Annotated in this window: 23 protein-coding genes and 2 pseudogenes; 7 read left to right on the top strand and 18 right to left on the bottom strand. The window is 70.2% G+C overall.

Annotation, left to right across the window (positions count from 1 at the left end):
* Nucleotides 1-552 (bottom strand): hypothetical protein, encoded by a 552-nt coding sequence (locus D0Z67_RS01470; RefSeq protein ID WP_031180505.1) that lies wholly within the window; start codon nucleotides 550-552, stop codon nucleotides 1-3.
* 151 nt (nucleotides 553-703) lie between these two features.
* A complete protein-coding gene (locus tag D0Z67_RS01465; RefSeq protein ID WP_031180506.1) occupies nucleotides 704-1675 on the bottom strand; it encodes a fibronectin type III domain-containing protein in 972 nt (323 codons plus the stop codon).
* A 378-nt stretch (nucleotides 1676-2053) separates the two neighbouring features.
* On the opposite strand from D0Z67_RS01465, the gene D0Z67_RS01460 reads away from it, so the two are divergent.
* Nucleotides 2054-2740, top strand: coding sequence for a glycoside hydrolase family 75 protein (locus D0Z67_RS01460; RefSeq protein WP_031180507.1), 687 nt, complete (start codon nucleotides 2054-2056; stop codon nucleotides 2738-2740).
* 43 nt (nucleotides 2741-2783) lie between these two features.
* Here D0Z67_RS01460 and D0Z67_RS01455 read toward each other — a convergent pair whose 3' ends face one another.
* From D0Z67_RS01455 to dhaK, 3 genes are read right to left on the bottom strand one after another with little or no spacing between them, the layout of a single operon-like run.
* Entirely contained in the window at nucleotides 2784-3194 is a 411-nt protein-coding gene (locus D0Z67_RS01455) for a PTS-dependent dihydroxyacetone kinase phosphotransferase subunit DhaM (protein ID WP_031180508.1), read from the bottom strand.
* On the bottom strand, nucleotides 3187-3798 hold the full coding sequence (gene dhaL, locus D0Z67_RS01450) for a dihydroxyacetone kinase subunit DhaL (RefSeq protein ID WP_031180509.1): 612 nt from the start codon (nucleotides 3796-3798) through the stop codon (nucleotides 3187-3189). Before dhaL ends, D0Z67_RS01455 begins: the two co-directional genes overlap by 8 nt.
* 46 nt (nucleotides 3799-3844) lie before the next feature.
* A complete protein-coding gene (dhaK, locus tag D0Z67_RS01445) occupies nucleotides 3845-4837 on the bottom strand; it encodes a dihydroxyacetone kinase subunit DhaK (RefSeq protein ID WP_031180510.1) in 993 nt (330 codons plus the stop codon).
* 1008 nt (nucleotides 4838-5845) lie between these two features.
* Between dhaK and D0Z67_RS01440 the strand changes: the two genes are divergently transcribed.
* The 3 genes and pseudogenes from D0Z67_RS01440 (at nucleotide 5846) to D0Z67_RS30475 (ending at nucleotide 6863) form a co-directional block, all read left to right on the top strand.
* Complete coding sequence (locus tag D0Z67_RS01440; protein ID WP_131589607.1) at nucleotides 5846-6331, top strand: hypothetical protein; 486 nt, start codon at nucleotides 5846-5848, stop codon at nucleotides 6329-6331.
* A pseudogene (locus D0Z67_RS30530) lies at nucleotides 6321-6620 on the top strand (hypothetical protein); the annotation flags it as partial. The gene D0Z67_RS01440 and the pseudogene D0Z67_RS30530, both read left to right, overlap by 11 nt.
* 45 nt (nucleotides 6621-6665) lie before the next feature.
* A complete protein-coding gene (locus D0Z67_RS30475; protein ID WP_051887554.1) occupies nucleotides 6666-6863 on the top strand; it encodes a P-loop NTPase family protein in 198 nt (65 codons plus the stop codon).
* 42 nt (nucleotides 6864-6905) lie between these two features.
* Here the strand turns inward: D0Z67_RS30475 and D0Z67_RS01430 are convergent, their stop codons facing one another.
* From D0Z67_RS01430 to D0Z67_RS01405, 5 genes are all read right to left on the bottom strand, one after another.
* A complete protein-coding gene (locus D0Z67_RS01430; RefSeq protein WP_051887599.1) occupies nucleotides 6906-7724 on the bottom strand; it encodes a COG4705 family protein in 819 nt (272 codons plus the stop codon).
* A 188-nt stretch (nucleotides 7725-7912) separates the two neighbouring features.
* Nucleotides 7913-9211 (bottom strand): sensor histidine kinase, encoded by a 1299-nt coding sequence (locus D0Z67_RS01425; RefSeq protein ID WP_031180513.1) that lies wholly within the window; start codon nucleotides 9209-9211, stop codon nucleotides 7913-7915.
* A gap of 1805 nt (nucleotides 9212-11016) precedes the next feature.
* Complete coding sequence (locus D0Z67_RS01415; protein ID WP_051887555.1) at nucleotides 11017-11202, bottom strand: hypothetical protein; 186 nt, start codon at nucleotides 11200-11202, stop codon at nucleotides 11017-11019.
* Nucleotides 11203-11426: 224 nt separating this feature from the next.
* The gene (locus D0Z67_RS01410) at nucleotides 11427-11870 is read right to left on the bottom strand and encodes a hypothetical protein (protein WP_131589605.1); all 444 of its coding nucleotides are present in this window, start codon (nucleotides 11868-11870) and stop codon (nucleotides 11427-11429) included.
* Nucleotides 11871-12129: 259 nt separating this feature from the next.
* The gene (locus D0Z67_RS01405; protein ID WP_031180515.1) at nucleotides 12130-12798 is read right to left on the bottom strand and encodes a hypothetical protein; all 669 of its coding nucleotides are present in this window, start codon (nucleotides 12796-12798) and stop codon (nucleotides 12130-12132) included.
* Nucleotides 12799-14030: 1232 nt separating this feature from the next.
* On the opposite strand from D0Z67_RS01405, the gene D0Z67_RS01400 reads away from it, so the two are divergent.
* A complete protein-coding gene (locus D0Z67_RS01400; protein WP_031180516.1) occupies nucleotides 14031-16718 on the top strand; it encodes a fibronectin type III domain-containing protein in 2688 nt (895 codons plus the stop codon).
* Between the two features lie 561 nt (nucleotides 16719-17279).
* On the opposite strand, the gene efeU is transcribed toward D0Z67_RS01400, so the two are convergent.
* The 4 genes and pseudogenes from efeU to D0Z67_RS01375 form a co-directional block, all read right to left on the bottom strand.
* Nucleotides 17280-17957, bottom strand: a complete 678-nt coding sequence (gene efeU, locus D0Z67_RS01390; RefSeq protein ID WP_234312693.1) for an iron uptake transporter permease EfeU — start codon at nucleotides 17955-17957, stop codon at nucleotides 17280-17282.
* A 103-nt stretch (nucleotides 17958-18060) separates the two neighbouring features.
* A pseudogene (locus D0Z67_RS01385) lies at nucleotides 18061-18984 on the bottom strand (Dyp-type peroxidase); the annotation flags it as partial.
* A gap of 260 nt (nucleotides 18985-19244) precedes the next feature.
* On the bottom strand, nucleotides 19245-20186 hold the full coding sequence (locus D0Z67_RS01380; RefSeq protein ID WP_031180518.1) for a M48 family metalloprotease: 942 nt from the start codon (nucleotides 20184-20186) through the stop codon (nucleotides 19245-19247).
* Nucleotides 20183-20554 (bottom strand): BlaI/MecI/CopY family transcriptional regulator, encoded by a 372-nt coding sequence (locus D0Z67_RS01375; RefSeq protein ID WP_031180519.1) that lies wholly within the window; start codon nucleotides 20552-20554, stop codon nucleotides 20183-20185. Before D0Z67_RS01375 ends, D0Z67_RS01380 begins: the two co-directional genes overlap by 4 nt.
* 152 nt (nucleotides 20555-20706) lie before the next feature.
* On the opposite strand from D0Z67_RS01375, the gene D0Z67_RS01370 reads away from it, so the two are divergent.
* Nucleotides 20707-21117, top strand: coding sequence for an SNARE-associated domain-containing protein (locus D0Z67_RS01370; RefSeq protein ID WP_031180520.1), 411 nt, complete (start codon nucleotides 20707-20709; stop codon nucleotides 21115-21117).
* Nucleotides 21117-21734, top strand: a complete 618-nt coding sequence (locus D0Z67_RS01365; RefSeq protein ID WP_031180521.1) for a phosphatase PAP2 family protein — start codon at nucleotides 21117-21119, stop codon at nucleotides 21732-21734. Before D0Z67_RS01370 ends, D0Z67_RS01365 begins: the two co-directional genes overlap by 1 nt.
* Nucleotides 21735-21796: 62 nt before the next feature.
* On the opposite strand, the gene D0Z67_RS01360 is transcribed toward D0Z67_RS01365, so the two are convergent.
* The 4 genes from D0Z67_RS01360 to D0Z67_RS01345 are packed head-to-tail and all read right to left on the bottom strand — an operon-like array spanning nucleotide 21797 to nucleotide 26650.
* Nucleotides 21797-22528, bottom strand: a complete 732-nt coding sequence (locus D0Z67_RS01360) for a response regulator transcription factor (protein ID WP_031180522.1) — start codon at nucleotides 22526-22528, stop codon at nucleotides 21797-21799.
* A gap of 24 nt (nucleotides 22529-22552) precedes the next feature.
* Nucleotides 22553-25201: an ABC transporter permease gene (locus tag D0Z67_RS01355; protein ID WP_031180523.1), complete on the bottom strand. Its 2649-nt coding sequence runs from the start codon at nucleotides 25199-25201 to the stop codon at nucleotides 22553-22555.
* Nucleotides 25198-25935, bottom strand: a complete 738-nt coding sequence (locus D0Z67_RS01350) for an ABC transporter ATP-binding protein (protein ID WP_078873177.1) — start codon at nucleotides 25933-25935, stop codon at nucleotides 25198-25200. The genes D0Z67_RS01355 and D0Z67_RS01350 overlap by 4 nt, the downstream gene beginning before the upstream one ends.
* Nucleotides 25922-26650: an ABC transporter ATP-binding protein gene (locus D0Z67_RS01345; protein WP_382851159.1), complete on the bottom strand. Its 729-nt coding sequence runs from the start codon at nucleotides 26648-26650 to the stop codon at nucleotides 25922-25924. The genes D0Z67_RS01350 and D0Z67_RS01345 overlap by 14 nt, the downstream gene beginning before the upstream one ends.
* Between the last annotated feature and the right edge of the window lie 10 nt (nucleotides 26651-26660).

Raw genomic sequence — 26660 nt, 5'->3', positions numbered from 1 at the left:
TCAGTAGCGGCGGTACGACCTGGGCCGGCGGCGCAGGAACCAGGCGCCCGCGATGACCGCCGACCCCACCAGCGCCGCGCCCACCCCGAGGGTGAGCGTGCCGTAGTCCCGGGTGGCGCCGCCGAGGCCCCCGGCCACACCCCGTGTCGGGGCGGCCGTGGCCGTGGCCGCGCGGGTCGGCGCCGGTGTCGGCGTGGCGGCCGCCGGCACGATGACGACCTGGCTGCCCGCCGAGACGCCGTTCGAGCACCGGACCGTGACCGTGTACGTCCCCGGTGTCACCCCCGACCAGGCGGCCGACTGACTGACCGTCGTACCGGAGAGCGCCACCTGGCGCCCCTGGGCGAAACTCGTCTGCTGGGCGCCCAGCAGCGAGGCCGTGCCCCAACTGCCGCTGTTCAGGGCGCAGGCACTGGTCACCACCGACACATCGGTGCCCGACGTGCTGACCGAGATCCCGGACACCGCGGCGGACGGCCCGGCGAGCGCCGGCGGCAGCAGGACGGCGGCCAGGGGAGCGGCGTAACGGGGGAGAATTCGTATGCGGCGCATGGATGTGCCTCCGGCGGCACGGTGGCGGTACGTCCCGTGCGCCGCCGGGGTCGGGAACTTCCGTGCCACCCCAGAAGCAGCCAACGCGGCCCGGCGGGAGGTCGCATGCGCAGGGCGGCCGCCCAGGTGACGCGCTCCGCCGTCCGGGCGGTCAGCGGCCCGTGGTGACGGTCCGTTCCGCCGAGAAGCCGCCCCAGGTGCCGTCCGGCAGCCGGGCCCGCAGCCGCACCCGGTGCGTCTCGCCGGCCTTCTGCCCGGCATAGAGGCTGTGGCGTGCCCGTCCGGTCGGCGGGGTGCCGCCCCACACCAGGGAACTGTCCGTGTCCCCGTCCAGCCGGATCTGGTACTCGGTGATCACCCCGTCCACGTCCGGCGGGTCCCAGGACAGATCCAGGTAGTACGACCCCGCTGTGCGGCGCGAGACCACATCGAACCCGGTCGGCATGGTGCCCCGGTGGTCGCCGGCGCCCGGTGTGGTCAGCCGGACCGGGGTGCTCGCGGGGGAGAGGTTGCCCGCCGCGTCCTGGGCCCGGACGGTGAAGGCGTAGCGGGTGCCGGGGCGCAGTCCGGTGACCACGGTCGCGGTCTGGGCCCCGCCCACGACGTGGATTCCCACCCCGCCCTGCTGGATCGCGTACGACCGCACGCCCCGGTCGTCGTGCGCGGCCGCCCAGGACAGCTGGACCGCGCGCCCGTCGACCACCTTGCCGGTGACGCGCCCGGGACGGCTCGGCGCCACATGGTCCGCGGCCACATAGGCGGGCGTCCGGGCCCGTACCTCCCGGCTCGGCGGCCCGAGGCGGCCGCCCGCACTCCGGGCCCGCACGGTGAAGGCGTACATGGTGGACGGCCTGAGCCTGGGGACATCCACCATGTGCTGCGCGGCCGGTACTTCGGTGACTTTTGTGGGGCCGCGATATACCTCGTAGGCATGGACGCCGGAACCGGCCGCGTTCCACATCACATGGACGCTGGTTGCGCTCCCCGCCTCGGCGGTGACGCGGGCCGGGGCGCCGGGGGCCGGACCCTCGTCGGACGCGCCGCCGGCCGTACCGCAGGAGGCCAGCAGGAGAGCCGCGCAGAGGGGCATCCAGTGGCCGGGGCGGAGGGGAACTCGTCGCACGGCGCTGCCTCCCGGGGACCCGCGTCACGGCAAAGGTCCGGACCAATATGGCGCCTGCGGGGCCGTCCCGGCAAGGGGGCCGCGCGGGTGGGGGCGTCCGGGCATTACGTATGCTGTGGTCTCTCCGAGGCGTGAACTGCCCCTACGTGATGTGCAGTTCATGCCCGCGGCGCGGACACGCTGTCGTCGCCGGAACCGCGCCGACGCGGGCGGCCGGAGGGCCGGACCCTCACCGGTCCGGCCCTCCGGACCCCCGTGAGCTGCTCCATCCGGCCGCAGAAATGGCCCTATCCGGCCGCACGATGCCAGCCGTACGCGTCTCCCGGCGCCCGGATGCGTGATGGTGTCCGGAATGTCCCCTACGGGAGGTTCCTCAGCGTGCGTTTTCCGTCGTTGGTGCCGGTCCTGGCCGGTGCCGCCCTGCTCGCCCCGACGTCGCCACCCGCCGCTGCCACGACGCACGGCGTCCCACCCGGGGCGCCGGTGGCCGCCGCCGAACTCCGGGCCAGGACACGGGACTGCGCACAGGTCTCGCACGGCCGCTACCGCGAGGACGCGAACGGCCCGGCCAAGGTCCGGGTGTGCGGCACCCGGGACGCGGTGTTCTGGAAGGCGGACCTGGACATCGACTGCGACGGCCGGCCCGGCACCCGCTGCAACCGCCGCACCGACCCGTACTTCTCCCCGGCCACCGCCTTCCCCCAGTCGGACGGCCGCCCCCTCGACGCCGAACGGCTGCCGTACATCGTGATCCCGCCCGCGAGCGCGCTCTGGGACCACCGCGCCCACGGCGTCCGGGGCGGCTCCGTGGCCGCCGTGCTCTACCGCGACCGGGTACGGTACGCCGTCGTCGGCGACACCGGCCCCCGTGACATCATCGGCGAGGCGTCCTACGCCACCGCCCGCGCCCTGGGCATCGACCCCGACCCGCGCGCCGGGGGAGTCCCGTCCGGGGTCACGTACATCGTCTTCCGTGACACGCGGACCCGGCCGATCGAGGACCACGACGAGACGGTGGCCCAAGGGGAGCAACTGGCACGGCAGTTCGTCGGACGCACCGGCTGACGGAGGGCGGGCCGGCCCCCGGCGGCGGGGACCGGCCCGGTGCTCACGCCTTGCGGTAGGCGTACGCCTCGCCCGCGGCGGCCACCACCGCGTCGAGGTCGGCGCCCGTCGCGGCCGTCACCACGGCGGCCACCGCGCCCTCCACGAAGGGGGCGTCCACCAGGCGGGTGTCCGCCGGGAGTTCGTCGCCCTCGGCGAGCAGCGCCTTCACCGTGAGCACCGCGCTCCCCAGGTCGGTGAGGACCGCGACCCCCGCCCCCTGGTCCACGGCGGCGGCCGCCGCGGATATCAGCTCCGCGCTGGTGCCGAAGTCGCCGCCCTCCGTACCGCCCGCCGCCGCGACCGGCACTGTCGTGGCACCGCCCGCGAGGGCCTTCGCCAGCCCGGCCACCGACTCGGCGACCTCGGCGCTGTGCGACACCAGCACGATCCCGACATACCGCTCGTCACTCATCGGAGCCTCCTTCCGCCGCGGTCACGAGCGCGGCGATCAGCAGGGACGAGGAGGTGGCGCCGGGGTCCTGATGGCCGATGCTGCGCTCCCCGAGATAGCTCGCCCGGCCCTTGCGGGCCTGCATCGGGGTCGTCTCCACCGCACCGGACTCGGCGGCCCGGCGCGCCGCGTCGAACCCCTCGCCGAGCGCGTCCACGGCCGGGATCAGCGCGTCCAGCATCGTCTTGTCACCCGGCGCCGCCCCGCCGAGCGCCATGACCCCGTCCACCCCGGCCCGCAGCGCCTCCGCCAGCTGAGCCTCGCTGACCTCGGGCGCGTCCCCGAGCACCTTCCCGGCCCGGCGCAGCAGCGTGCCGTACAGCGGGCCGGAGGCGCCGCCGACCGTGGAGATGAGCTGGCGCCCGGCGAGGGAGAGCACGGCACCCGGCGACTGCGGCGCCTCCTTCTCCAGGGTGGCCAGCACGGCCGCGAAACCACGCTGGAGATTGCTGCCGTGGTCCGCGTCGCCGATGGCCGAGTCGAGCGCGGTGAGGCGCTGCGCCTCCCGGTCGACGGACGCGGCGGTCGCCGTTATCCAACGGCGGAAGAAGTCGGCGTCGAGCACTGGATCTCCTTGGCTGGTAGGGATGTTGGCCACTGACTCCGCCGTATCACATACCCCAGCGCAGTGCCGGGGTCCGCACCGGCGCGTCCCACAGCCGCAGCAGTTCCTCGTCGACCTGGCACAGGGTGACGGAGGCGCCCGCCATGTCGAGCGAGGTGACGTAGTTGCCGACGAGCGTGCGGGCGACGGCCACGCCCCGCTCCGCCAGCACCCGCTGCACCTCGGCGTTGAAGCCGAACAGCTCCAGCAGCGGGGTGGCGCCCATGCCGTTGACCAGGACCAGCACCGGGCCGCGCGGGGTCATGTCGTCCAGGATGGCGTTCACCGCGAAGTCGGCGATCTCCCCGGAGGTCATCATCGGGCGCCGCTCGCGGCCCGGCTCACCGTGGATGCCGATGCCCAACTCCAGCTCGCCGGGCGGCAGATCGAAGGTGGGGGAGCCCTTGGCCGGGGTGGTGACGGCGCTCAGGGCCACACCGAAGCTGCGCGAGCTGTCGTTGACCTGGCGGCCGATGGCCTCCACCCGCTCCAGCGGCTGCCCCTCGGCGGCCGCCGCGCCCGCGATCTTCTCCACGAACAGGGTCGCCCCGGTGCCGCGCCGGCCGGCCGTGAAGAGGCTGTCGGTCACGGCCACGTCGTCGTTGACCAGGACCTTGCCGACCTGGATGCCCTCGTCCTCGGCCAGCTCGGCGGCCATGTCGAAGTTGAGCACGTCGCCGGTGTAGTTCTTCACGATGAACAGCACCCCGGCCCCGCTGTCCACGGCTGCCGCGGCCCGCGCCATCTGGTCCGGCACCGGCGAGGTGAACACCTCACCGGGACAGGCCGCCGCCAGCATCCCGGGCCCGACGAACCCCCCGTGCAGCGGCTCGTGCCCCGACCCGCCGCCCGACACGAGCCCCACCTGCCCGGCCACGGGCGCGTCCCGCCGGACGATCACGCGGTTCTCCACATCCACGTTCAGATCCGGATACGCGGCCGCCATCCCCCGCAGCGCATCGGCCACCACGGTCTCGGGGACGTTTATCAGCATCTTCATCGATGTCTCCTGGTGAGGCTAGCAGACGGGCCTCTGAGCAGCTTCTTCGCTGGTCAGATTGGGTGAGCTCACTTTTTGATCTTGGCGGTCCTTGGCGGCCTGATGCTGACTTCGTGCTGACTCTCGTGATGGGTCGCCAGCTGTCGATGGGTGGTCTGTGTCGTCGGGATCGCAGTACTACTGTCGGCAGTATCGACCTTGCGGCTGCGAAGGTCACGTGGAGGGGGACAGGTGCTTGTGCTCGCTCCGCTTGTCTCCGTCGTGCGTGGGGCAGGGTCAGCTCAAGCGTCGCGAGGTGTCTCCTGCTGTGCTCGACCTGCAGGGAATTCGAGAAGCGCGGGCCGTGCCGTGAGGGCTTCGATCCGACAGAATCGCTCTGCGCTCCAGGAAACTCGGTATCGGCCATTGGGGTGATCTTGACGGTGAGGAATGGGCGCGTGAGCACTATGCGAAGAATAGCCGGTGAGGCCGACCTTCCTATGAAATGCCGGGTTCAGTGAAAGTCCTAAAAACAGGTCCGTATCCCGAGTAAAGGTGCAGCTCACGGAGTCTGCTCCCCGCGCACGCGGGGATGGTCCCAGCCGTCCGTACGCCTCCAGCAGCCGGGTGTACTGCTCCCCGCGCACGCAGGGACGCCCGACCAGCTGGCGCGGCGTGCTGGCTCTCGCGCTGCTCCCCGCGCGCGGGGAGCTCTTCCCGACGGGGCTCGCGCCCAGAGCTCGGCCCGCCACTGCTCCCCGCGCACGGGGCCCCGGCAGGGACAAAACTGAAGGAGCATCACCGAACCTGCTCCCCGTCCACGCGACCAGCACCGCAGCGAAGTGCGATTCAAGTCAACCAAGCCCGCTACGAGCCCTGCATAGAGGGACAAGCGGGGCCGCCGTCCGGTCGTCTTGCTGAAGGGAAGTGGTTCTGCTGCTCGCGCGGATAGCCTTCTCACGTCCGGCCCACCGACACCAGCGACGGGACATGACGTTGGTCCCGGTGCCAGAGCAGGAGGCAGCCAGCATGATGCACCGCGACATTCCCAGTCACGAGCACCTCCTGGCCCCGGCTGCCATCCTGGAGTTCTCTGACGACCTCCGCGTGGCCGATGTCCGCCCGCTTCGCAACTTTCTCGCCGCGCGCCTCAGCGAACTCGCCCGTGACCAGGAAGAGGGCACCGACGCCCGATGGGCGGCCGAGCACCTCGCCCGGACCATCGACGCGGCCTGCCGCGACCTCGCTGATGCCCTGGTCTCCTGGGAAATTGAGCTCACCGAGGGCGACATCAACCGACCGGGTCACGTGCAGCGGCTACGCCAGAACCTTGCGACCGGCTGGGACCGGCTTGTGCAGACCGCCCAGCGCTACGCCGGCCACCCCGACTACCTTCCCCGCTGGCGCCCCCTGCGCTACTGCTGCGTCGAACACGCCGAGTTCGTCGAACAGGCCCTCGGTGACGCAACCGACTCTGGCATCCTCTACTCCGGCAGCCCGAGGCATGATGAGTGAGCGTTCCTCTCCCCCTGGACGGGCTGCCGTTGGCCGCACGCACGCAGCGGCGTACACGTCAGCAGCAGCGTCGGATCCAGCTCGTCCCGCAGAACCCGCTCGCGGCGCTCAACCCCCGACGCACCGTGGGCCGGCAACTGACCCGGCCGCTGCGTCTGCACACCAGCCTGCCGAGGAGCTCGCACCCTGGGCGTGTCGCCGAACTCCTCGCCCAGGTCGACCTCTCCGCGACCACGTCGATCGGTATCCGGGCGAACTGTCCGGTGGACAGCGCCAGCGCGTTTCCATCGCTCGCGCGCTGGCCGCCGGGCCCGACGTCCTGCTCTGCGACGAGGTGACGTCCGCTCTCGACGCGGACACCGCCACCGGCATCATGGACCTGCTGACCCGCCTGCGCGCGGAACACGGAATGACCCTTGTTCTAGTGTCCCACGAGCCCCACGTGGTGGAGCGCTACGCCGATACCGTCCACCTCCTGGACGAGGGGCACCTCACCGGCAGCGGTCCAGCATCCGGATCGCTGCTCGGGTAGTCCCAGCGGGGGCGGCCGAGTCGTTGTGCGTCGGGCGGAGGTTCAGGACGCGTGCCGGGCGTGCCGGTTCGTTTCGGCGACGTCTTTGCGCGTCACGGTCAGGAAGGCCACAAAGCCGAGGATCGCGGCTGTCCAGGACAGCGTGACCGGACCCAGACCCCACCCGAGTCCGCCGCGAATCTGAGCCAAGGCCATCCAGTCGGCGAGCGAGGCACCGAGGGGACGGGTCAGCACATAGGCGGTCCAGAACGCGGCGACCGCTCCCAGCGCGCCCATTCGAAATGCCAGAGCGGGAATCCCAATGGTTACGGCGAACAGCGCGATCGAACCCAGATATGCCAGGCCAGTTGATGCGGTGAGGTCACCGGCCGCGGTGCCGAGGGCGAAGGTGGCGAGGACGGCCGCCCAGTAGAAGACCTCGCGACGTCGGGTGCGGATGCTGTGTATCGACAGGGTTCGCTCGCTGGCGTACCAGATGGCGAACACCGCCGCCAGGGCGATCACGAAGAGAGGCGTGGACAGGGTGTAGGAGACACCGAGGGCGACGTGCAGGACGTCGGCGGTCATCGTGCCGAACACGCTGACCATGACGATCGCTGTCCAGTAGACCCAGGCCACGTAACGACGCACGGCGAACTGCAGGACGAGCGACGCCACGAAGGCGATGCCGCCGAGGGCCACTGCCGGGATCGGGCCCAGGAGGCGGGCCAAGAAATCGGAAGCGGTCTCGCCCATACCGGTGGTGAGGACCTTGATGATCCAGAAGTAGACGGTCACTTCGGGCACCTTGTTGGCGCCCTCAGCGATGCGGACGCGGGCTGTGGCAGGAGGCCGCTGACCGAGAACTTGCTCTGTACTCATGATCCGCACTTTCGCATAATCAACTGCTATTCATACAGCCTCTTTTGCCATCGTTTTGGAGCTTCAGGTGCAGGAGTTGCCATGCGCTCGCGCCAACCTGATCACAACCTGAAAGATGTGAAAGAAGTACTGGTCGGCGCGGAGGCAGCGCTGATATAGGAGGCTTCAGTTCTGTATTAGGGAGCCCGTCACGGGGTCTGAAGGACGGCCTCGACTGCCCAGCCTCTCCCGGCGGGACCGGCATGCAACCTTCCCCCGCACCGGGCCGCGTGTTCTCGCATGCCCGCCAGGCCATATCCCTCCTGGCGTGCGCGGCCACGTGATTCGGAGTCGCCATCGGCCGGTCCACCGTCCCGAACCGTGATGACAAGACGGGGCCCCGAGACAACGACGACCAGCTTCACGCGGGCTCCGGGTCCAGCGTGCTTCAAGGAGTTGATCAGGGCCTCCTGGGCGATCCGGTAGGCAGTGAGCTGCACCTTCCCGTCCAAGTCGTCGACGTTGCCCACCGTTCGGTGCACCACATTCAGGCCGACGGCGCGCACCCCCTCACACAGCGCACCGATGTCCGCCAGGCGTGGCTGGGGCATCAGTCCCGGACCCTCATCCTGGGCATGTTCGCCCAGGACGCCCAGAACACGCCTCAGTTCACCCAGAGCCTGGCGCCCGGCGTCGGAAATGCTTCGGAGAACCTCCGGGCCCGGCCGCTGCCCCGACGCGTTCACCCGGAGTCCGGCGTCGGCCAGCGTGACGACGACAGCCAGGTTGTGGCCGACGACGTCGTGCATGCCGCGGGCGACGCGCGCACGTTCCGCCGCGGCCGCGAGCCGGCTGCGCTGATCGCGTTCGGTCTCCAGACGGGTCGCCCGGTCCCGCAGACCGGCGAGCTGGGCCCGCCGGATACGCACCGTCAGACCTAGGGCGACAGCGGCGGTCGCCGTGCTCAGCAGGAAGAACAGCGAGACCCAGACCGACAGGACGCCCGACACCCGCACTGCGGCCGGCACCAGCGCACTCGCCGTGATGCCACAGCTCCAGAGCAGTTGTGGTGTCCGTGCTCTCAGGGCGACGCCGTACAGGGCGACGAACAGGGCGATGTCGGCACGCAACGCGGTACCCAGGAACCACTGGAGGAAGAACACGGCGGCGATCACGCCGAAGGCGAGTGCCGGTCGGCGCCTTCGCCACAGCAGCGGCAGAACGAGCCCGGCCTGCAGCGCAAGTATCTCGATTACCGGCAGACGTGCGGGGGTGAGCCGGAACCGCCCGGCTTCGTCGCCGTCGTCGATGCCGTGCAGTAGGTCGGGCACGCAGAAGACCGAGACGACCAGCGCCACCACCGCGGCATTCAGTACCCACGGATGTGCCCGATCTGCCCGGCGTAGACGTTCACCCAGCCGGGAGGACAGGGCAGTCAGGGATCCTGTACCGCCGCTCTCTCCGCCGGCGACGGTGACCGGATGGGCGGTACGCGTAACCAAGGTCATCCACTCATCCCGAGGAAGTCAGGCGTCACTGCGCATCAGCCGGTACACGGCGCCGGCCGGCGCCAGTGCGGTCCCGGATGCACCGATCTGGCCTTGAGCAGGGTGCCGGTCATGGAGGCATTTCCTTTGGTGGCGCGAGACGCATCCCTCGCCGCATGGAGTTGCCTCAAGAATCGCCACTCATCGGTGCATCGACTCGAGGTGAGCGGAGTTTCATCGACGTATTCAGTTTGCATTCAGGTAGTCGGCCTGATCGCACAGTTTTCAGGAGCGGCCGGTTTTCATGCGTCGTCGCGTCGCACGAGGCGGTACCCGTTCCCGTTGCCTGACGGTTTCCGACCCGGTGTACGCGGGCGGTGGTTGACGGGAACGTAGGATCTTGGCTTCGGTGGCCTGGCACTCCGCGCCACATTCACCAGAGCGACCAGCATGGGAGATGCTCTCCAGATCCGACGGAGCTTGTAGCGCTGAGACCTGCCATGGCGGCGGCCTGTTCCCAGGGCACGCCGTTCTTCAAGGCGAGTACTACGACCCGAATCGACGCGGGACTTCTCGCTCCTGGTCCAAGTCCATGTGCTAAAGCCAGAGATGAGGCCGCTCGGACGGCACTGGCGAAGTCCTGGTCGCTCTCCAGCCACCTGCGCAACAGGTGCTCGGGTACACCTGCCCACAGGGCTGCTGCCGCCGGCCCCACCCCTTGCGCGGTCGCCTGGAGAACCTCGGCCATGCGCACGACACGTTCGTCCCGTTCGCTGGGCAGCCCGTCCACTGGGATGCGGAGGGTTCGTTCGACGTCCTCACTCGCCGCCAGCCAGGCCAAGACTCGCTCGGCCTGCGGCACGGCGGGCCTCCCCCGCCGGCCCCTCGCTGAGCTTCCCGAAGGCTCCGGCGTCCCGTCGGTGAAATTCGCCGCGGCAGTCGCCTAGCGCGACCGCCCACCTGCTCAGCAACGTCGAGCCTGGTGAAAACTTCGGCCAGCAGTAACAGGACACGGGCCTCACCGCCTTTGACGACCCGCTCCTGAGCCGCCCCACCCGTGCTCTCACACGGGTGGGGCGGATTCGTTCCGGTGGCTTCGGCGCGGTCCTTCCCGAAGAAGTGACCCGGGCACCACTGACAACAGGGCCCTGGTAGCGGCGCCAGCCCAGTTTCAGGGCCCGTAGGACGTGTGCGTACTGCTCGCCACGAAGTCCCGGCTCGGCACCTGCGGGTACGTGATGACCGCCGCGTTGTTGTCGTCGGCCAAGGGAGCAGATCTCATGACCAGCGATGAGCTCCCGTCTCATGACAGGTGATCTCCGAGCCCAATTCGCCGAGTACGACCGAGCCGTGGCGCTGGCCAACGAGACCTACCGGGGTATGAGCTCCGACGAGCGCACTGTCCGAGCTGTCGCCGGAAAGCAACTCGCCGAACACGCTCCAAGCGACCGTGCTGACCCAATGTGCATCGGATGCGAGGGTGCTACCTGGCCCTGCACTACTGCCCGGGGTGCCATGAAATACGTCGACCCGCGCTGGAACTGAGTGCACTGTACGTCTGTCTCCAATGGACTGACGGTTCATGAAAGCGCATCAGCCTCATGTCCGGACGTCCGAAGGAGACATCCTGACTGGTCGGCCGGCTTCGCTGCTGAAGCAACTGTGTGCGCCGAGATGTTCCAAGCCGTCAGCCGCAGCGACAACCTCGTCCTCGAGGACCGACTCCGGGACTGGTCCGAGAACCTCCGCCGCCGACAGCCCTGAGCTCAGCTCGCCCATCCGATGTCACGGACCTCGATCGCTCCGGCGTGCGGCATGTACTGGATTCAGCACCGTCGGCCGAACGTCTCCCGGATCTCCTCCACCGAGCCCGGGTCACGGACATCGGGCCACGCGTGCGGATCCATCCGTGCGACCTCCACGAGTGCCATCACCTCCCGCCGGGCCCGGTCGTCAGGGAGTTGTGCCATGACCTCCACCGCGAGTTCCTCCACCACCACGCCGTACCCCATTCCGCACACCCCCGTCTGATCGACTCGGGCAGCAGCGTACGAAGGAACCGCCGATCACGTTCCCACCTGTGGATAACTTTGATCGGGCGGCGAGGGGCTCGGTATGACGCGGGACCGGATCCGGTTGCCGGTCGTCGTGGGGCGGGCCCGGTCGAACGCGCGCCCTCAAGATCAGGCTGCTGTCGGCTGCCAGGGAGCAGGGTCGTGAGCGAAGAGCGCCGGAGTCACCTCACGCTGACCGGTTCGGCCTCGGTGGCCAGCTCCGCCAGGATGTCGCCGATGCCTTCGATCAGATGGGAGAATCTCTCGTCGCCCAGTCCCGCCCTTACGCATTCCACGACACGAGCGGCCCATGCCGCCTGCGGGGTGAGGTCCAGGTCAGCGTCCCACCGCTTGTTCGTGGCGAGCTCCCGGAAGGTGAACGCCAGGAAGCCGGCGGTCCTCAGAGCGCCTGGTGCGGTGTATCGCCGGTGGGCTTCTGCCGCCGCCAGGACCAGGCCTTGGGCGTTGGCCGGGTCATATGTCTTCATCGCGGTCTCGAATAGAGACCACGCGCCTGCCAGGTAGGCATCCACTTGTGGGCGCAGGCTGGGGGCAGGCTGATTGCCGAACCGGCGAGCCACTTCCTGATGCAACTCTGCGCGATCGATGACGTCGTTGAGGTCCATGCCCATACCGCTATCCCGACGGACAGCGGAGCTCATCAGGCTTAGCCGTAGGAGATGCCACCTTCACCTTGATGGCGCAGTGTCGCGAGCGGAGAGCACCACTGCCTGACGCCATGGGCGGGGCGATTGCAGACCCAGGCCGGCCGCCAGCGTGTCCCGAACCGAGGCAGACCTGCCGGAGACAACGACGTTCCCCCACGCAACAGCCGTGGGGGGAGCGCCCTCGTTGACCACGCCGCGCCGGTCAGGCTGGGGCGGCCTACTTCGCCAGCGCAGCGAGTGGGGAGCGCCGGCCTTTCACGACCGCGCGCAGCTGCCCCCAGTCGACCTCGGGGTGGGCGGGAATGACTGCGTCGACGGACGCCGTGGTGTAGAGCGCGACGTCGACGGCCCCCGCCCGGCTCGTGCCGAAGCGGACCTCGATCGACTGCGGGGATTGGAGCCAGCCGAGCCGGACCATGTGGTCGAAGTCGGCACGGCGCACCTGGAGCCGGGCGGCGGCTTGCTCGGGCCCCAGCGGGGTGTCGGCGGCGACCAGGTCCGCCAGGTCCTCGCGGCGGCAGACCTCCGCGACCTGGCTGGGGTGGTGCAGCGTCCCGTCCGGGTTCGCGCTCAGGTCGACCAGCAGGCCGCGGTCGACGAACCGCCGCACCACGAAGGCCGTGACGTTCGCCTTCTCGCCGATCACGTTCGGGGTGCCGAGCGCGTCGGCAATCCGGTCCGCCGCTGCGCCGCCGCCGATCGGCGCGGACGGCATCGCGGCCCGGATGGCGTCGGCGTCCAGCGCCTCCCCAGCGGCCCGGGACCACTGGTAGGACGACGCGTCCGGGTCGGGGATGAGGCCGGTGTGCCGGGCCCACCGTAAGGCCGCTGCGGGCACCTTCAGGCGCTTGGCGGCCTGGCTCGCGTCGTACTCGGTTCGTCGCATGAGATCACCTCTCGCTCGTTCGCCGGAAGCGGCGGACAGAACATGACAGAACACATGAAAAGCTGTCAATATTTCCTGGAACTAGGCAAGTTGGACGCACACCGCTAGGACTGCGCCCGCGTACGCGAAGGAAAATCACCCGCCCGGGTGCCGCTCCAGACAGGGCCGGACCACCGTGGTCGGGGCCGACCATGAGGCCGACCACGCCGGTCGCGACCCCCGACCACGGCGCCGGACGGGGCGTGTCCGGTCGGCACACCGGCTGCTACAGCAAGGCCGGCGGGGCGTTTACGTAGCCGCCGATTCGCGTGGGTCTACCGCAAGGTGGCCGCCACCGCGAGCCGGTCCTGGATCAGCAGACCGTGGACACCGTGCTCGCCACATACTGGGTGGACATCAGCGAGCGAACACGCTGCGCGGCCTCATGCCTGCCACCGCTTCTACCCCCCCGCTGGTCACTGGCCGACCCCGCATCCCGGCCGCCGCCCGCCGCTCCCGAACGGCAGCCACCTGCTGCCCCCCGCCACATCTTTCGTGGCTCCGCAATGGGGCCTCCGGCCTCCAGGGCCGGCATGGCTTCCGTCTCCTGTTATTCATGATCCGGGGGGTGTCACCGGACCCGGAGGCATCGACGGACCGCTGATGAAGGGCTTGAGCACCGGGTTCACCCGAGGCCGAAGGAGCTCTCCGTAACGTGGATGTGTCAGCTCGATGCTGAGGCAAGGCCGAACGAAAGCGTGATGGAGGGGCCTGCACGTGATCGACACCGGCGACATCGACGTCTTCCTCGGCCTGGACGCCGGCAAGGGCGAACACCACGTGACCGCCGTCACCCCGGCAGGAAAGAACGCGTTCGGCAAGCGCCTGCTCCGCTGACAGAGTTCGTGTTTTCTTCACGTGAGTGTTCCGGTGTGCGCTCCGAGGAGCGATGATGATCACGACGCCGGGCGATGCGTTCTCTGTACTGCGGCGCAGGGCGGGTGCGTGCGGAGACCGGTGGCCATGAAGGAGCCCGGAGTCTCTCCCCTGAGGGGCCGGTGGTGCGCGCAAGGTGTGTCCCGTTGCGCGCCTCCGCCATGCGTTTGCCCCGGCGGCGCCAGCTCTTGACGATCCGGAAGGAAACACGGTTCACGATGCGTGCGTTACACAGATCGGTGGCGAGAGCCCGGCGCGGGGTCGGCCCGCGCCGTGCTCTCGCCGATCGCCTGGTGGTACTGCTGCTTACTCTGGCCATGGTGGTGACCGGTTCCGCGCTCAGCGCGGGTCCTGCGGCGGCGGCCACCGCGCGGGAACAGGACTCTGGCGCGGCGTGCGCGGCGCACGCCACCTCGTTCGAGGTCACGGCCGGCGCCCCGGCCATGAGTATCCGCATGGGCTGCGCCGGAGACGCGGGTTCACTGCGCACGCTCGCCCACAGCGACAGCGACCTCGTCGTCGCCTTCGACTACAACGTGCCCGAGCGCCGCGACGAGACCCGCGCCCTGGCCCAGGACGCGGTCGCAGCCGTCCAGACCGACCAGACTTCCGGACACACCCTCGCCCAAGCGCTCTACGACCACGCGCGGGACAACGCGGTAGGGCTCTACCCGGCGACCGACGCCGGTGACTACGACGGCCGGATCACGGCCACGGGCGACAGCATCGTTCTCGTCCTGCCGACCGCAGAGGTCGGCACGAGCGCCACGTGGTGGCAGAAGTTCATCGCGAACGGGGTCGGCTGGGCCGTGAGTATCGGGGCGAGCGCCATCTGCCTCGCCCTGACGGCTCCCGGGGCTCCGCTCGCCGCCCCCGTCTGCCTGGGCGTGGGAGGCGCGACCGGCGCGTTCGTCACCGAAGCGATGAACGCGGCTTTCGACCACGCGTCCTTCGGGGACCCGGACACCTGGGGCGCCCTGCTCGGCGCCGCCTTCTGGGGCGCGGTGTCGGGTGCCGCTTCGGGCTACCTGGTCAAGTGGGCGAGCGACGCCGCCGGCACCTTCGTCACCGGGCTCCAGCTCAGCCTGCGCGGCTTCGCCGCCAAGATCGGCAACCTCGGCAACCCCTTGACGTACATAAGTGACCGCCTGAACGACATGGTGCCGGCCCTGCTACGCCGCCTGAACGACCTCCAGCGGGGCGTCGGAGGAACCGACGCGCCCTTGCGGGTCATGGTCGTCGGCGACTCGATGACGCAGGGGTACGAGGGTGACTGGACCTGGCGCTACCGCCTGTGGAAGTGGTTCCACGACCAGCGCATCGACGTCGACTTCGTCGGGCCGTACAAGGGGACCAAGGCGCAGGCCCAGCCGCAGCCTCCGGCGCGGCCCGCTCTGCAGGACGAGGTCCCCGGCGCCTCCCTGGACAACCCGGACACCTCCGGCGGCTACGCGGCGGGCGTCGACCCGGCCTTCGACAGCGACCACTTCGGGGTCTGGGGCCGTCAGGCGATGCAGGACAAGAAACTGATCCGGGGCATCGTGGCGCAGTACAAGCCCGACATGATCCTCGTCGGCCTCGGCTTCAACGACATGGGCTGGTTCGTGAGCGGTGCGCAGGGCACGCTCGACAGCATGAAGACGTTCGTGGACGAGGCCCGGGTCGCCCGTCCCGACGTGAAGTTCGCAGTCGCGGACGTCCCCCAGCGCACGTACATCGGCGGCCGGGACGACCTGCCGCTCAGCACCACCCAATACGACCTGATGCTGCGCGACGCCATCCCGTTGTGGAGCACCCCCGTCTCCCCGGTCCAGCTCGTGGACTGGTCGGGGAACTACACCTGCGCCCGTGACGCCTGCCCCGCCGGCTACGACGGGCTGCACCCCAACGCGCTCGGCGAGTTCCAGATCGCGCACGCCTTCGAGACCACCCTCCACGACCGGTACGGCATCGGCCAGATCGTCCCCGACGTGCCCCCCTCGGTACCGGATCGCCCGTCGGGCATCGCGGCGAACGTCCGGGCCGTCTCCAGTGACCTGGGTGTCACGGTCACCTGGGACCGGGTGTACGGCGCGCGCGGCTACACGGTCCGCTCCCGGCTGGTGGGCGCCACCGCGTGGACCGAGACACCGGTTCAGGCGAACCGCTACGACACGACCTGGACCCAGGACGGCTGGGAATGGGAGTACTCCGTCCGCGTCGACGACGCGGGCGACGGCACCTCGGCGTGGTCCCCCCTCGTCCGGGCCACCGCCCACCCGCACACCGCGGCGCCACCCACGGAGATCCTCACCCACCCCACCATGGACGGTGTGGACGTCACCTGGGAACCGGCGGCGGGGCCGTACAGCGACAGCGTGGACCGCTACGAGATCATCACCCTGGACAAGGACACGCCGGGCGCCGTCCTGCAGAGCACGGCGGTACGCGGCACCTCGGCGCACATCGGCGGGCTGACCACGGGGCACCACTATGTGGTCGCGGTGGCCACCTGGAACACGGTGGGCGGTGGCATGCCCGCCATCGCCCGGCCCGTCACCATCGGCGCCCGGACACCGCCGGTTCCGACGGACCTGCGCATCAAGTCCGTGGACGCCACGACGGTCCAGCTCGACTGGAGCGGTTCCCCGCAGGCCGCCGGATACCGCGTCTGGTACCACAAGCGCACGACGAGCAATCCCTGGCTGTCCGACGAGACCATCTCGGACACCCCCGGGCGGGGCATAGCCTTCCTCTTCCCCGGCAACTGGAACTTTGAGTTCGCGGTGACGGCGGTCAACGGGCAGATGGAATCGCCGCGCTCCGACACGGTCTTCGTGCCGGAGCCGCCGGGCACCGGGGGCGGCAGTACCGGCGCCCCCGGCACGGGCACGAGCGACGCCTTCCGTAAGGCTGCCCGAACGGGCGACGCCTCCGCTCCGGACGTCGGCCAGGATCTCGCCCGGCTACGCAACGCCCCGACCACCTCCCCCAGCTCGGTGCCCACCGCACACCCTCACACGTAGTTCCTCGCCGCCCTCCGTATCACCACGCGCCCTGCGTGCCCCGGCTCGCCGCCGGGGCACGCAGGGCGCTCAACTCGGCCAGGACCACGACGCGGCAGGCACCCGATGAGCGACACCTACGTCGTGCTCCACGACCCCGACGGCCTGGCCGAGGTCGAACTCCTCCCGGACCGCACCTCGTACGAGGCACTCGTCACCGCCGTCCTCGCGTGGAAGGACCCGGACCTCGCCCCCGTGACTACGGGCAGATCGCCCCGCAGCTCACCGGGCATGCCCGCGCGGTTCTCCGGCGCCCGCGAGCAGTTCTCCACCGTCATCCTCGCCCGGGTCAGCGCCGGCATGTGGCAGCGGTTCGCCCCAATAGTCGACCCTGCCCCGAAGAGCAGCCCGCTCCCGGGCTGCGTCCATGTCGTCCAGGACGGCGCCGCCCACCCGGCTCAGGTGCCGCTGATGACCGATGCCGAAGCCGCCGACTGGCTGACCGCCACGGCGGCCCTGTACCGACTCGGCGTTACCCCTTCGGCACTCGGACATGATGCCCCTCTCGGGCCGACGCTCCATCTACTCCGTGCTCGGCCGGCCCACCGGTTGCCGGCGTTGGGTAGCGGTGCGCGTGCGCTCGGGGACGAGGAAGAGGATCATCACCGGGACGAGGTACAGCAGCCACACGATGACCTGGAGAACGGTCGGGTCGGGCTGGAAGTTGAAGACGCCCTTCAGCAGGGTGCCGTACCAGGATTCGGGCGGGATCGTGCCGCTGATGTCGAAGGCGAGGCTACGGAGACCGGGAAGCAGGTCTCCTTCCTGCAGGTCATGGATGCCGTAGGCAAGAACGCCCGCGGCGACGAGGACGAGCATGGCGCCGGTCCAGCGGAAGAACTTGGCCAGGTTGATGCGCAGGGTGCCCTTGTAGAACAGCCAGCCCAGCACCACCGACGTGGCCAGACCGAGCAGGGCCCCGACAAGCGGGCGGACCCCGTCGCCGCTGGCCTGCACGGCGGTCCAGATGAACAGGGACGTTTCGAGTCCCTCGCGGCCGACGGCGAAGAACGAGGTGATGACCAGGGCGCCGGTGCCGAGTGCGAGCGCGGCGTCGAGCCTGTCCTGCAGTTCGCTCTTGAGGTGGCGTGCGGTGCGGCGCATCCAGAACACCATCCAGGTGACCGCGATGGCCACGCCGGTCCACACCGGCGCGAGCCGGCTCCGGTTGCCGGTCTTGACGAGGTAGGCGATGAGGATGCAGACGACGAGGCTCGCCTACAGGCCCTCGCGCAGTCCGATCAGGTAATTGCCGAACACGCCGGTTCCTTTCTCCGGTTGAAGCGGTGGGTGCCGTGGAATGTCAGGTGAACAGCCCCCGGCCCCACCAGTCGTCCGTGTCCCGGACGCCCGGCGGGACGGCGAACAGGGCCGAACCCACGTGTTGGATGTACTCGTTGAGCGCGTCGGAGCGAGCCAGGCTGGCCTGGACGGGAAGGAAGCCGGTGCGCGGATCACGCTGGTAGGCGAGGAAGAAGAGGCCGGCTTCCAGGCGGCCGAGGCCGTCGGTTCCGTCGGTGAAGGAGTAGCCGCGCCGCAGGATGGTCGCACCGCGGTTGGAATCGGGATGCGCGAGCTTGACGTGTGAGTCTGGCTTCATGGCCTTCAGGAACGGCTCGTCATGTTCCTTGGCCTTGCCGACCGGGGCACCATCGCGTTTGTCGCGGCCGAAGACGTCCTCCTGCTCCTGGGGCGAAGTGCGGTCCCAGGTCTCGATGTTCATCCGGATCCGGCGAGCCACCAGGTAGGAGTCTGCCGCCATCCAGGCGGTGCCGTCTCGCTCCGCGACCCAGACGTGCTGGTCGAGGGCGGTGGTGTCGGTGCCAGAGATATTGCGGGTGCCGTCCTTGAAACCGAACAGGTTGCGCGGGGTCTGCGCGTCGGGGGTGGTGGAGGAGGTCTTCCCGAAGCCGAGCTGGGACCAGCGCACGGCGACGGTGCCGAACCCGATCCGGGCCAGGTTGCGGATGGCGTGCACGGCCACCTGCGGGTCGTCAGCGCACGCCTGTACGCACAGATCACCGCCGCTGCGAGCCGGATCGAGGTTGTCCCCGGGGAACCGCGGCAGCTCGGCCGGCGCGTCCGGCCGCCGGCCGGTCAACCGGTGGTCGAACAGGGAGGGGCCGAAGCCGATGGTCAGCGTGAGACGGGACGGCGGGAGGCCGAGTGCCTAGCCGGTGTCGTCGGGCGGCGCCTCCGGAATGCCTCCGTACGCGCCGTCACCGACCCGCACTTCGAGTCCGAAGCGGTCACCTTGACCGCGCCGTCGTCGCTCGTTGCCTTCTGCGTGCAGCCCGACTGGGAGACAACGACGGTTGCCGCAGTGCCGGCGCTGAGGAGAAGCGCACGGGATCTGGCGGACATGGGTGCCTCAATTCGCCAAAAGTCGACGTTACGGGCACGGTTGCCGGCCGCAGCGGAGTCTACATAAATGTAGACGGTGAGGAAAGGCTGTCCTTACTTGGGCAGGGGAGGGCTGAGGGCGTGTCAGTCGGAGGATCGCTCGCCTTGGGCGATCTCGACGCCGTGGTGCAGCCAGACTGCTCCGGCCGTCGACGATGCTCCGGCTGCCGAGCAGACGAGAGCCATCGCCAGCAGGGCCGGAACCATGCGTCGAACGGGTGCCGGAGCGAGGAGGGCCTTGACGCGGGCCGGCACAGGGCCGGTGGTGGCGCCTGGGGCCAGTGCCGGCGCTCCCGTGGCGCTGCGGGAACGACTCGCGGCCAGGGCGGCGCGCCCCACGGCGTGCGCCGTGACGTTGCGATCGCCGCAGCGACTGGCGGCGGCTTCGTCTGCCGCCCGCTCGGCGGCGAAAGAGATGTGAGCGGTGACAGCGGCCAGGGCAGGGTGGCACCAGCCGGCGATCTGAGCGGCGGACAGGAAGAGGTGGTGCTTCGCGGCGAGGTGGGCCCGCTCATGCGCGAGCAGTGCCTCACGCTGCACCGGATCCAGTGCCCGCAGCATGCCGGTGGTCACCACGATTCGGTCCGCCCGGCGCAGACCGCCCGGCAGCGCGAACGCGTCCGGACGGGGGTCACTCAGGACGCACAGTCCTCCGGCGTCCGGGACTCCGGCGACGCGCCTCCGTGCGGCACGCAGATGCGCCATCTCCAGTGCGGCTTGCCGCAGCGCCTGGTAACCGGCCAGTGCGAGACTCCCCCCTGCCAGCGCCGAGACGCCGAGGACCAGTAGTCGCGGTCCCGCTGCGAGCGGTCGGACCAGTTCCGCCAGTGCGGCCGCGGGGGGAAGCTTGAGGCTCAGTGGCAGCAGCAGGAGGCCGAGGCTCGCCACCACGCCGATGGCCAGGGTGACTGTGGCGCAGGTGACCGTCCACAGGGCGATCTCCGGCCGGACCCGTTCCACGGTGCGCCGGGCCAGCGGCGGCAGTGCCCAGGGGAGAAAAAGGGGAACCAGCAGCAGCGTGATCACCGGCTGCCTCCCTCCAATAGGCGCTTGAGCTCCGCCTCGTCGCTCGGGCTGAGGCCTTTGACGAATCGCGCGAGCACCGTGCTGCGGTCGTCATCCTGGTTCAACTCGCGGTGCATGCGCTGCGCGGTCAGGCTATGAGAGTCCTCGACCGCGAAGTACAGGAAGCCGCGCCGGCCCGGGGTGCGCCCCACCGCTCCCTTGTCGTGCAGCCGCGCGAGGAGAGTCGCCACCGTGGTGCGGGCCAGCTCTTGGGGTATGGCGGCTCTCACTTCGGCCGCCGTGCGCGGCTCGGTCGCGGCGCATAGTGCTGTCAGCACGCTTGCCTCGAGCTCGCCGGCGGGCCTGCGCTCGCTCGCTGCGTCAGTCATGGAACCGTCCCCTCCAACTGATCGTCTACAGTGAAGTAGACCGACTACTACCTTGTAGACGCAAGTCGTGGAACGTTGCCGCGTCCTCGCCGCGCTCCAGTTTCGTCCGTATCCGGTATACCCGACAGCCATTATCGAAGGGGCCAGCGCCGATGACGCTCGTGCACCAGGCAGTACCCTCGCTTCAACTAGCCGTGAACCTCGTCGACGCGCAGTCGCTGCTCGCCGCCTTCGGCACACTCGGCATCGCTGTCGCCATGTTCGCCGAGGCCGGCCTGCTGATCGGGTTCTTCCTGCCGGGCGATTCGCCGCTCTTCATCGCCGGGCTCCTGCGCGCCTCGGGTTCGACCGGCGCGTCAGGACGCCTTTCGCTCGGGTGGGTCCTCGTCGCTACGGCGACTGTCGGCCTGGTAATGGCCGGATACGGCCTGGGGGCGTCGGTGCCCAACGTCGACCGCTACTTCCTGCCCATCATTGCTGTCATCGTTGTCGTCTCGCTCATTCCGGTCGGGCTGGAGCTCGTACGCTCCCGGCGGTCGTACGCTGCGAACGGAGCAGCGTGATGTACACCGTGACCAGCGCGCAGCCTTTTGACGGCTCGAGCATCGACGGGGGCGCCTACCTCGACGTGGTCGACGCCGCGCACCACACACCGTCCTGGGTGGACAGCCTCATCTCCGGCTACTCCACGTACGGGCTCGCTTTGTTCGCCGTCCTGATGCTCCTCGGCTGGTGGCAAGCCCGCCACCAGGACACGGTCCGGGCGGTGAAGGCCTTGGCCGCCCCGGTACTGACCGTGGTGGCGTTCGTGGTCAGCACCGCACTCAAGCAGGTGGTGCACGAGAACCGGCCGTGCCAGTCCTTGCACGTGATGACATTGGAGGCCTGTCCGGCGCCCGGTGACTGGTCGTTCCCCAGCAACCACTCCGCGCTGGCCGCAGCGGCGGCGGTCGCCCTGTGGTTCGTCTCGGCACGCCTCGGGGTGATCGCCGCCTTCGGTGCTCTGGCGATGGCGGCTTCGCGCGTGTGGGTCGGCGCTCACTATCCGCACGACATCATCGCTGGCCTGATCGTTGGGGCCCTGGTCGCCGCCTCGCTGGCGACGCTGCTGGCACGGAACGCCGTGACTGCGGCCGAGGTCCTCGGTAGGGGGCGCCTGCGCCCGTTGATCGCGTCCTGAGCCGCACCTCTGCTGAGCCTTGCGGACTCGCTGGCCGGAGGCTCAGGCAGGGGTGGGGGCAGTCAGCCGGTCTCGAGCCGGTAGCCATGGCCTCGCAGCGTCGTGATGCGGGGCACCCGGTCGGCCGACGTCGCGCCGGCGAGGAGTCTGCGTCGCAGCCCGGCCATCGTTACATCGAGCGTCTTGGTGGAGCCGAACCAGTTCTCGTCCCACACCTCGGCCATCAAGGTCTCGCGGGACACGGCTTCGTCTGCGTGCCGGGCGAGAACGGCCAGCAGCTTGAATCCCTTGGGACGCAGCACGACCTCGTCCCCGTGGAGCGTGCAGCGCCGGGCTGCGGTGTCGACGACCAGGTCACCAAGTCGTGTCGGCTTCCGTGGCGACGATGTGGCCGGCCGGCGCCGCAGGTGAGCCCGCAGCCGGGCCAGCAGCACACTCAGGCTGAACGGTTTGACCAGATGGTCGTCGGCGCCGGCGTCCAGTCCCGCGATGACGTCGATGTCGTCGGTCCGGGCGGTGAGAATCACGATCAGCAATCCGGTGAAGCGGGCTCGCAGCGTACGGGCGATGTCGACACCGTCCATGTCGGGCAGCCCGAGGTCCAGAAGCAGTACGTCGTAGAGGGAGCGGTCCGCTTCGGCGAGGGCTCCCGCGCCGGTTCGGCTCCACGTGGGCGCGTAGCCGCTGCCGCGCAGACCCGTCTCGAGATGCCTGCCGATGGTTTCGTCGTCTTCGACGATCAGGATTCGCAGCGGGCGGGCTCCGGCGGTGGAGGGTGCCTGGATCATGCGCATACCGGCAGGGTAGGGGGCGCTGGGTCATAGGTCGCGAAGTTCCTCCACGGCGGGCCGGGCGGCCCGGCGCGCCCCGTTCAGGGCTGCTCCCAGGATGGCGGTCAGCGCGGCGAGCCCGGTCAGCGCCAGATACGTGCCAGGTACGGCGAGCGAGGCCGGAGGGGGGTCGAAGACCCCGTTGAGGACCGTGACCAGCATGTGTGACAGAGCCCATCCGATGAGTGAGCCACCGCACAGACCGGCTGCCGCCGTCAGGAGTGCCTCGGTGAGAACCATGCCACGTAGCTGTCGCGGACGGGCGCCCAGTACGGACGCGATGGCGAAGGTACGCCGCCGCTCGGCGAGACCGAGTGCGAGGACGAGGCCGCCCGCGCCGGCCGCGAGCAGTACGGCGTAGACCAGTTCGATCCGGGTCAGGCCGGACAGGTCCACGGCGGTGAGGCTGGTCCCCACCGTTCCGCGGGTCTGGGTGATGTCGGTGACGGTGCCGCGGGTTCCGAGACGCTGCCGGAGCTGAGCCGCGACCTGGCGCTGATGTGTGCCACCGGTGTCGATCAGGAAGGCGCCGACCGCGTCGCTGCCGGTCATCCGGGCCACGTACGAGTAGTTGGCTACGAAGAAGCTGTCCTTCGGCGCGGTCGGGAACTCCTTGGCGATGCCGGCATAGTGGAAGGGCACCGTGCGGAGCGCCTTGGTCCGGCCGTCCTGGATGCGCAGATTCAGCGTGTCACCCGGAGCGAGCTGGAAGTCGTGCACCGTCTCCTCGCTGACCAGGAGTGCGTCCGGCCGCCGGGCGAGGCGGTCCATGAGGGTGCGGGCGCTGCCGCCGGCGAAATACGCGTCCTGCAGCGAGGTCGCCGACGTGATGGTGCCGGGACGCACGCCGTAGAGATCCTGAAGGTCGGAGCCGACGTAGGCGAACCGGTGCTGGAGCGGTTCCACGTGGCGCACGCCGTCGATCCGGAGGGAGGCTCCCGCGGAGGGTGCGGTACGGGCTCCTGGGGGTTCGGAGACGGTGACGTCGGCGCCGTTCGTCAGTCGTGCGTCTACCTCTGCCTGCTGGCGGTAGGTGGCGTTGAACGTACCGACGGACACCGCGAACGACACCGCGAGCGCCAGCAGGACCACGGACCGGGCCAGCACGCGGCGCCGCCTGGACAGGATGGCCGCGGTCGTTCCCGCCAGGTTCGAGGCAAGGGGTCGGGCAAGGCGGGTCAGTGCACTGCGGCCATGGGTCAGAGCCAGGAGAGACAGCCGCCACAGCAAGAGGGAGGAGCCGAGCCACAGCAGCGCTGGTCCCAGGAACGCCCAGTAGGACACGGAGATGCTTGGCACCCCTTCGGGGGCGAGGACGAGGGCGTACCTGTTCCCGGCGGAGGCGCGGAAGACCAGCCAGGAGCCGACCAACAGCACTATGTCGAGGCCGCAGCGCATCCACCACCCGGCGCCCGTCCGGCGCCGGGTTCGGCGTGTGTCGGCGACGGTGACCGTGCGCAGGTCGCGAAGCGCGGGCACGAGCACCGCCGCCCCGGCGACTGCGAGGCCCATCAGGAAGGCCGCCGCGTACCAGGGGGCCCAGACCCCGGCCCGCGTCTGGAACGAGGCCGAGCCGAAGGCCAGGCGTCCCGTCAGCGCGGCGACGCCGAGCCCGATGAGGCCGCCCCCCACGCCGACCAGGGCGGCTTCCAGCGCGGAGAGGGCCGCGATGCGCCGCGGCGGAAGTCCGCGCAGTCGCAGCAGGCCCTGCTCCTGACGGCGCCGTTCACCACCCGCGGCCGCGACGCAGGCGGTCAGCGCGGCGGCCAGGACTGCTCCGGGTACGCCAAGGAACAGGAAGAGGAGTTGCGCGTAGAGAGCGTCCTGCCGAGCCGAGTCGAGCGCCGCGCCCAGGTTGTCGCCGACCAGCGCCGCGCCGGAGGTACGGGCTTCGAGGTTGCGGGCGGCAGTGGTCACCGTCCCGAAGGCGGAGGTCGGGTCCGCGGGCAGTCGGGCGTCGCGGGAGATGTGGATCTGGGTGCTCTCGGCCGCCCCGCTTGCGTGGGCGGTCAGGTCTCGGAAGACAGCGGGCGGCAGGAGAAGGATGTTGTCCGGTGGCGCACTGGGCTGTGATTGCGCGGGAGCGCCCACTTTCTGGAACAGGGAATCGGCCTGCGGGAGGTCGACGACGCCCGCGACGCGCAGTTGACGGGTCGGGGAGCCCGGCAGACCGACACCGATGGTGTCGCCGGGGGCGGCGTGCAGGTTGGAGGCTGTCTGCTGGGCGAGCAGGATTCCCTCGCTTGCACCGGCCAGGGTGCGGATCTCGCCGGGGAACGTACGGGAGTAGTGGTCGGGGAGACCGAGCACCACGCCGGGGCCGGTCGTCTGCGTGGTGCCCTGGGCCCGCGCGGTGAAGTGGCTGCTGTGGGCGAACCCGACCGGGACGGCCGTGCGGATTCCTGGGGTGCGCCGGATCTCCGTGGTGATGCGATGGGCATCCGCCCCCGGCTGCAGCTCCACCTGCCAGTCGACGGCGACGGAACGCACGGCTCGCTCGGTCATGGTGGACTTGGACGCGGTGAGGAAGGATCCGAGCGCGGCCACCAGGGCAACGGCCATGGCGATTCCCGCCGCTGCTGCGAGCAGACGGCCGGTGCGGTGGCGGGCCAGGCCGAGAGCCCACGCGAAGTTCATGAGTCCGTCTCCCTGTCGGGTGAGCGATGGCCAACGGTCAGGACCCGTCCGTCACGCATCGTGAACCGGGTGCTCAGCCGGGCCGCGACGGAGGGATCGTGAGTCGTGATGACCAGAGCAGCACCGGTGGTGTCGGCCGCGGTCAGCAGGGCGGTGAGCACATGGGCGCCGGTGGCGTGGTCCAGGCGGCCGGTCGGTTCGTCGGCGAGGATCAGCCGGGGGGCTTGGGCCAGAACGCGGGCGACGGCGACTCCTTGGGCCTGCCCGCCCGACAGCTCCTCCGGCAGCCGGTCGGCCAGAGCAGCCGCGTCGACCCGCGCCAGAGCGTCGAGCGCCGCTTCGCGTGCCTGCCGCTGGTGCCGGCCGGCCAGCACGAGAGGCAGCGCGGTGTTCTCCGCGACATCCAGTGCTGGAATGAGGCTGTCGCCCTGGAAGACGAGGCCGATTTCGTTCCGAGCGTCCTCCGCGAGTGCGGGCCATGTCACCGTGCCGCTGGTGGGCCGCTCCAGGCCGGCGAGAAGATGAAGCAGGGAGGACTTGCCCGACCCAGAGGGGCCGACGACTGCCAAGCGGTCGCTGGGCTGCACGGACAGGCTCGCGCCGTGCACGGCCACGACCGCGCGCGTTCCCAGCCCGAAGGTGAGGGCGGCGTCCCGGCAAGCTACCAGTGCGCTCCGGGCATTCCCCGACTCCTGCGCGGAAGCCGGTGGCGAGCTGGGATCACGTGGCGTCATCGCGAACCCTTCCGTCGTTCAGGGTGATCACCCGGTCGGCCACGCGCACGGCTTCGGCACTGTGCGTGACGATCAGCACGGCGCAGCCTCTGCCGGCCTGGGCGCGCAGCAGATCCAGAACGCGTCGCTCGGTGCTGGCGTCCAGTTCGCCGGTGGGCTCGTCCGCCAGGAGCACGGCGGGCGCATTGGCCAGGGCGACGGCCAGCCCGGCCCGCGCCAGTTCGCCGCCGGACAGGTGTCGGGGGAGCGCGTGCGCACGCCGTTCGAGGGCTACTTGTTCGAGCACTTCCTCCAATGAGGACCGGCCGCCAGGCCCGGCGCTGCGGGCGAGCCGCAGGTTGTCGTACACGCTCAGGTGGGGCACGAGATTCCAGCTCTGCGTCAGCACGCCGATGTGCCGAGCACGGAGCCGGGCCCGTTCGGTCTCGGGCCGGTGGCTGATGCGTTCGCCGTTGACGCGCACCTCGCCACCGGACGGCTCGTCAAGGCCAGCGAGACAGGACAGCAGTGTGGACTTGCCCGATCCCGATGGGCCGATGACGGCCACGGTCTCGCCGCGCCGTACGGCGAGGGAGACGCCGCGCAGGGCGAGGGTCTCCTCGTCGCCGGCCCGGAAGAAGCGGTAGAGCTCGCGCGCGATCAGAGTGTTGTCGGACGGGTCGGCGACGAGGCGCGGCTGCGCGCTTGCCGAGCGATCCTGCGCTGGTACGGACACGGGTTCGACC

The sequence above is a fragment of the Streptomyces seoulensis genome (assembly GCF_004328625.1).
GTDB lineage: Bacteria > Actinomycetota > Actinomycetes > Streptomycetales > Streptomycetaceae > Streptomyces > Streptomyces seoulensis.
The sequence above is the reverse complement of the archived record's forward strand: the minus strand, read 5'-3'. Positions and strand labels throughout refer to the sequence as shown.

Bases quoted from the DNA above. Each gene is read 5' to 3' on its own strand.
- D0Z67_RS01360 (WP_031180522.1), bottom strand. From the start codon at position 22,528: ATGCGCATGATCCAGGCACCCTCCACCGCCGGAGCCCGCCCGCTGCGA.
- D0Z67_RS01405 (WP_031180515.1), bottom strand. From the start codon at position 12,798: ATGCGACGAACCGAGTACGACGCGAGCCAGGCCGCCAAGCGCCTGAAG.
- D0Z67_RS01355 (WP_031180523.1), bottom strand. From the start codon at position 25,201: ATGAACTTCGCGTGGGCTCTCGGCCTGGCCCGCCACCGCACCGGCCGT.
- D0Z67_RS01370 (WP_031180520.1), top strand. From the start codon at position 20,707: ATGACGCTCGTGCACCAGGCAGTACCCTCGCTTCAACTAGCCGTGAAC.
- D0Z67_RS01430 (WP_051887599.1), bottom strand. From the start codon at position 7,724: ATGAGTACAGAGCAAGTTCTCGGTCAGCGGCCTCCTGCCACAGCCCGC.
- D0Z67_RS01400 (WP_031180516.1), top strand. From the start codon at position 14,031: ATGGTGGTGACCGGTTCCGCGCTCAGCGCGGGTCCTGCGGCGGCGGCC.
- D0Z67_RS01440 (WP_131589607.1), top strand. From the start codon at position 5,846: ATGATGCACCGCGACATTCCCAGTCACGAGCACCTCCTGGCCCCGGCT.
- D0Z67_RS01375 (WP_031180519.1), bottom strand. From the start codon at position 20,554: ATGACTGACGCAGCGAGCGAGCGCAGGCCCGCCGGCGAGCTCGAGGCA.
- D0Z67_RS01415 (WP_051887555.1), bottom strand. From the start codon at position 11,202: ATGGGGTACGGCGTGGTGGTGGAGGAACTCGCGGTGGAGGTCATGGCA.
- D0Z67_RS01350 (WP_078873177.1), bottom strand. From the start codon at position 25,935: ATGACGCCACGTGATCCCAGCTCGCCACCGGCTTCCGCGCAGGAGTCG.
- D0Z67_RS01410 (WP_131589605.1), bottom strand. From the start codon at position 11,870: ATGGACCTCAACGACGTCATCGATCGCGCAGAGTTGCATCAGGAAGTG.
- D0Z67_RS01470 (WP_031180505.1), bottom strand. From the start codon at position 552: ATGCGCCGCATACGAATTCTCCCCCGTTACGCCGCTCCCCTGGCCGCC.
- dhaK (WP_031180510.1), bottom strand. From the start codon at position 4,837: ATGAAGATGCTGATAAACGTCCCCGAGACCGTGGTGGCCGATGCGCTG.
- D0Z67_RS01365 (WP_031180521.1), top strand. From the start codon at position 21,117: ATGTACACCGTGACCAGCGCGCAGCCTTTTGACGGCTCGAGCATCGAC.
- D0Z67_RS01425 (WP_031180513.1), bottom strand. From the start codon at position 9,211: ATGACCTTGGTTACGCGTACCGCCCATCCGGTCACCGTCGCCGGCGGA.
- D0Z67_RS01455 (WP_031180508.1), bottom strand. From the start codon at position 3,194: ATGAGTGACGAGCGGTATGTCGGGATCGTGCTGGTGTCGCACAGCGCC.